The organism is Stenotrophomonas pictorum JCM 9942 (assembly GCF_001310775.1).
GTDB classification, from domain to species: Bacteria; Pseudomonadota; Gammaproteobacteria; order Xanthomonadales; family Xanthomonadaceae; genus Stenotrophomonas; species Stenotrophomonas pictorum.
This window is the reverse complement of record NZ_BAZI01000224.1, coordinates 1-4,532: the sequence shown is the minus strand read 5'-3', so window position 1 is coordinate 4,532 and position 4,532 is coordinate 1. Positions and strand designations below refer to the sequence as shown.

The 4,532-nt window shown below is 68.0% G+C and carries 3 protein-coding genes and 1 pseudogene; 3 read left to right on the top strand and 1 reads right to left on the bottom strand.

The features are described 5' to 3' along the window. Positions 1 to 90: 90 nt before the first annotated feature. A complete protein-coding gene (locus JCM9942_RS11190; protein ID WP_054659707.1) occupies positions 91 to 1,419 on the bottom strand; it encodes a dicarboxylate/amino acid:cation symporter in 1,329 nt (442 codons plus the stop codon). Between the two features lie 150 nt (positions 1,420 to 1,569). Between JCM9942_RS11190 and JCM9942_RS11185 the strand changes: the two are divergent. From JCM9942_RS11185 to tilS, 3 genes and pseudogenes are all read left to right on the top strand, one after another. Beyond that, positions 1,570 to 3,278: pseudogene (locus JCM9942_RS11185) on the top strand (alkaline phosphatase). 223 nt (positions 3,279 to 3,501) lie between these two features. Further along, positions 3,502 to 3,831 carry a hypothetical protein gene (locus JCM9942_RS11180; RefSeq protein WP_054659705.1) on the top strand — a complete coding sequence of 110 codons (330 nt, stop codon included), beginning with the start codon at positions 3,502 to 3,504 and terminating at the stop codon, positions 3,829 to 3,831. A gap of 66 nt (positions 3,832 to 3,897) precedes the next feature. Beyond that, the coding region (gene tilS / locus JCM9942_RS11175; RefSeq protein ID WP_083468513.1) for a tRNA lysidine(34) synthetase TilS at positions 3,898 to 4,532 on the top strand (635 nt) is incomplete at its 3' end.

Genomic DNA, 4,532 nt, shown 5'->3' with positions numbered 1-4,532 from the left:
CGCAGGCTGCGCCGCGGCAGGATGGCACCGGTGCCGTTCACCGCGGCGCATCGTCAGGGGCAGCAACAGGGCCGCGAGACCCGGCCACACTCAGCCGTGCGGCTTGCCACCGGCATCGGATGCCACCGGATTGAGCGCGGCGTCATAGACCTTCTGGTCCAGCAACCCGGTTTCCTTGGCCACGATCACCGGCACCACCATCTGTCCGGTGACGTTGGTCATGGTGCGCATCATGTCCAGGATGCGGTCGATCGCGTACAGGTAGCCGATCGCCTCCAGCGGCAGGTTGGCCGCACTCAGCACCACCGTGGCCATCACCACCGCCGTACCAGGTACGCCGGCGGTGCCGAAGCTGCCCAGCACCGAGGCGATCATCACCACCACGTACTGCTCCGGGGTCAGCGGCACGCCCGTGTACTGGGCGATGAACACCGCGCACAGTGCCGGGTAGATCGCGCCGCAACCGTCCATCTTGATGCTGGCGCCCAGCGGCACCGCGAAGGACGCGTAGTCCTTGTTGACGCCGAGGTTGTCGGTGATCGAACGCATCGCCACCGGCATCGCCGCAAAGCTTGAGGAAGCCACGAATGCCACCTGCATGCCCGGCGCCGCGCCCTTGAAGAACTTCAGCGGGTTGAGCCCGTGGGCCAGCAGCAGGCTGCTGTAGACGATGAGGATGTGCAGCGCGCAGGCCACGTACAGCGCCAGCACGAAATTACCCAGGGGCAGCAGCTTCTCGAAGCCGTAGCTGCCCACCAGCCCGGCGATCAGGCCGAAGGTGCCCAGCGGCGTCATTTCCAGCACGAAGCGGGTGACCTGGATCATGATGTCGCTCATCTGTCCGACCAGCTTGCGCGCCTCGGTCACCTTCTCGCCGAGTTTCACCATCGCAAAGCCGAGCAGGCCGGCGAAGAAGATCACCGGCAGGATCGAGCCACGCCCGGCGGCCAGCACCGTCTCGCCGGCCGCATTGACCCGCGTACCGATGCCGGCCAGCGCGTAGAACACGTTCGAAGGCACGACATCCATCAGCACCTTGGCCACCGACGGCACATCGCGCGGGGTGTAGGCGCTGTCCACGGCCAGCTTCAGCCCGCCGGTACCCGGCTGCATGATCGTGCCCACCGCCAGCCCGACGCATACCGCCAGCGCGGCGGTGACGATGAACCACAGGAAGGTACGCCCGCCCAGCGCGGCGACCGACTTCTGCCCGTGCAGCGAACCGATGGCGTTGATCACCGCGAAGAACACCAGCGGTACGGCGATCATCTTGATCAGGGTGACGTACAGCTCGCCCAGCGGTCCGAACCAGGTTTCCGCTGCCGGCCCCATCAGCCAGCCCGCCAGCGCGCCGAGTGCGAAGCCTGCCACCACGCGTTGCCAGAACGGAATCCGCAACCAGGCAGAGACCAGCTTCATATCGTAGATCCGGGTGCTGTTTCAGGGAGTGGCACCATAACGCAGGCGGCCGCCAGGAACGATGCCCTGACGGAAAAGCTGCGTGTCATCGGCGCGACTTTTCACAGCCGTCATAATGGGCGCTTGTTCATGTGAGTCCCGATCATCGCCATGTCACGTGTCACGCCTCTGTTTTGCGCCGTCTCGACCCTGCTGCTGGGCGCCTGCACCAGCCTGTCGCCTTCCACTCCGGCCAGCCCGGCCGCGGTGTCGGTGGACGTCCCCGCCATTGCCCATCCGACCGGCGAGACCCCGCAGTGGTGGTACCGCAGCGGCGCCGCCCGGGCCGCCGCCAACGGCGCGATGGCTGGCAAGGCCAAGAATGTGATCCTGTTCCTGGGCGATGGCATGAGCCTGACCACCGTCGCCGCCGCACGCATCCTGGAAGGCCAGCGCAACGGCAATCCGGGTGAAGAGAACCTGCTGTCCTGGGAGCAGTTCCCGGCCACGGCGTTCAGCAAGACCTACAACACCGATTCGCAGACCCCCGATTCGGCCGGCACCATGACCGCCATCACCACCGGCGTGAAGAGCCACATGGGCGCGATCGGCGTCAGCGCCGGCAGCCGCAACGACTGTGCCGACAGCCTGGACAAGGAACTGCTGACCTGGCTGCAGCTGGCCGACAGCGCCGGCATGGCCACCGGCATTGTCTCCACCGCCCGCCTGACCCATGCCACCCCGGCGGCCACCTACGCCCATTCGCCCGACCGCAACTGGGAGAACGACACCCACCTGCCCGAAGCCGCCAAGGCTGCCGGCTGCACGGATATCGCCCAGCAGCTGATCGCCACCGCCCGCTATGGACGCGGTCCGCTGGTGGCATTGGGCGGCGGCCGTGGCCAGTTCACCACCGTCAACGAACAGGATCCGGAGTATGCCGACAAGGTCGGCCTGCGCCTGGACGGCCGCAACCTGGTGGCCGAATGGCAGGCTGCGCACCCGCAGGCGCCTATGTCTGGAACGCCGACAAGCTCAAGGCTGCGGCCCGTGCGCCGGCGCTGCTGGGCCTGTTTGAACCGGACCACATGCAGTACGAGGACGACCGCGCCAAGGACCGTGGCGGCGAGCCGTCGCTGGCCGAGTTGACCCGCGCCGCCATCGCCAATCTTTCCCAGCACCAGGAAGGCTTCGTGCTGATGGTGGAGGGCGCACGTATCGACCACGCCAACCACAGCGGCAATGCCGCACGCGCACTGGGCGACACCATCGCCCTGTCCGATGCGGTCAAGGCCGCGGTGGCCGCCACCTCGGCCGAGGATACCCTGATCATCGTCACCGCCGACCACTCGCACACGCTGAACTTCGTCGGCTACCCGGCGCGCGGCAACGCGATCCTGGGCAAGGTCAAGGACAAGGGCGGCGAGGACGGCACCGGCGGGCTGGACCTGGCCCGTGACGGCCTGGGCCTGCCCTACACCACGCTCACCTACGCCAACGGCCCGGGCTATACCGGCGCCAGCAACCAGCAGCCGGCCGGGCCGAAGAAGTTCCCGCACTCGCCCAGCAGCTTCGAAGCCGCCCTTGGCCGCCCGGACCTGACCCACGTCGATACCGAGCACGTGGACTACATGCAGGAGGCGCTGGTGCCGTCCAAGAGCGAGTCGCACGGCGGCGAGGATGTCGGCATCTGGGCGCGCGGCCCCGGCAGCAAGGCGGTGCGCGGCACGCTGGAGCAGAACACCCTCTACCACCTGATCGTGCAGGCCACCCCGCGTCTGCGTGAACGCCTGTGCGCGGCCGGCACCTGCGATGCGCAGGGGGTGCCGGTGCAGCTGCCGCAGCCGAAGAAGTTCGAGCGCCAGGCCTCCGCCAAGTGACTCCCGCGCGGCGGTGTTTTTCCCACCGCCGCGCCCTCACCGCCAGCGCGCTGCTGGCGGTGCTGTTTTGCCCAATCGGGCTGGCCGCCAACGGCAGCTGCCACCCGCTCGACCAGCACGACCAGCACGGTCTGCCCCGCTGAACGGCTGGCGACAGATCGCACCCGGACAACGGGAAATATCGCCTGCGGCACTGGCCCGGCTGGATTACGACGACAACGGCTTGGCCGTCCTGGTGGCCGGCCGGCAGCACCACTACGTGCGCCGCGACGGCCGTTTTCTGCCGGTCATCACCGGCGACAACGGCCCGGACTACGTCAAGGAAGACCTTGTCCGCGCGGTGGTCGGCGGCAAGCTGGGCTACTACAACGAGCGATTGCAACCGGCGTTGGCTGCACATTCCGACCGGGGTTTTCCGTTCAACAGCGGTGTTGCCGAAGTCTGCAACGGCTGCCGCGACAATGAGCCGGATGCCAATGGCCACCACGCCCTGGTTGATGGGCAGCGTTTCCGTATCGACCGGCAGGGCAAGCGCCTGACGAGCATGCGCTAGTCCGCGCGCACGGCGCCGTCATACGAATTGCGATCGCCGCACCTCGCGCCGATACTCGGCACCGTCATGAATCCGCTCTCCTCCTCCCTGCTCGATGCCGCCGCCGATGTTCCTGTGCTGGTCGGTTTCAGCGGCGGGCTGGACTCCACCGTATTGCTGCACCTGCTCGCCCACGCCCCCGGCCGTGCGCCCGGCAGCCTGCGCGCGGTGCATGTGCACCATGGGCTGCAGGCCACGGCTGACGACTGGGACGCGCACTGCCGGCGGATCTGCGCGCAATGGAACATCCCGCTGCAGGTCGTCCACCTCGAGGTTCCCCGTGACGGGGGTGAAGGACTGGAAGCGGCCGCACGCAAGGCACGCCATGCCGCGTTCGAACGGCTGATGGCGCCGGGCGAATGGCTGGCGCTGGGACATCACCAGGACGACCAGGCCGAAACCTTCCTGCTGCGCGCGCTGCGCGGCTCCAGCGTGGACGGACTGGCGGCAATGCGTGAGCGCCGCGGTTTCGGCAAAGGACAACTGTGGCGGCCGTTGCTGCATGCACCGCGCAGCGCGCTGGAAAGACATGCCCGGCAGCATGGCCTGCGCTGGATCGAAGACCCGAGCAACGCCAGCGACCGCTTCGACCGCAATTTCCTGCGGCTGCAGGTGCTGCCGCTGCTGGCGCAACGCTGGCCCCACGCCGCCGCAGCACTGGC

Excerpts from the sequence above, each read along its gene's own strand:
- JCM9942_RS11190 (WP_054659707.1), bottom strand. The coding sequence starts at position 1,419 with ATGAAGCTGGTCTCTGCCTGGTTGCGGATTCCGTTCTGGCAACGCGTG.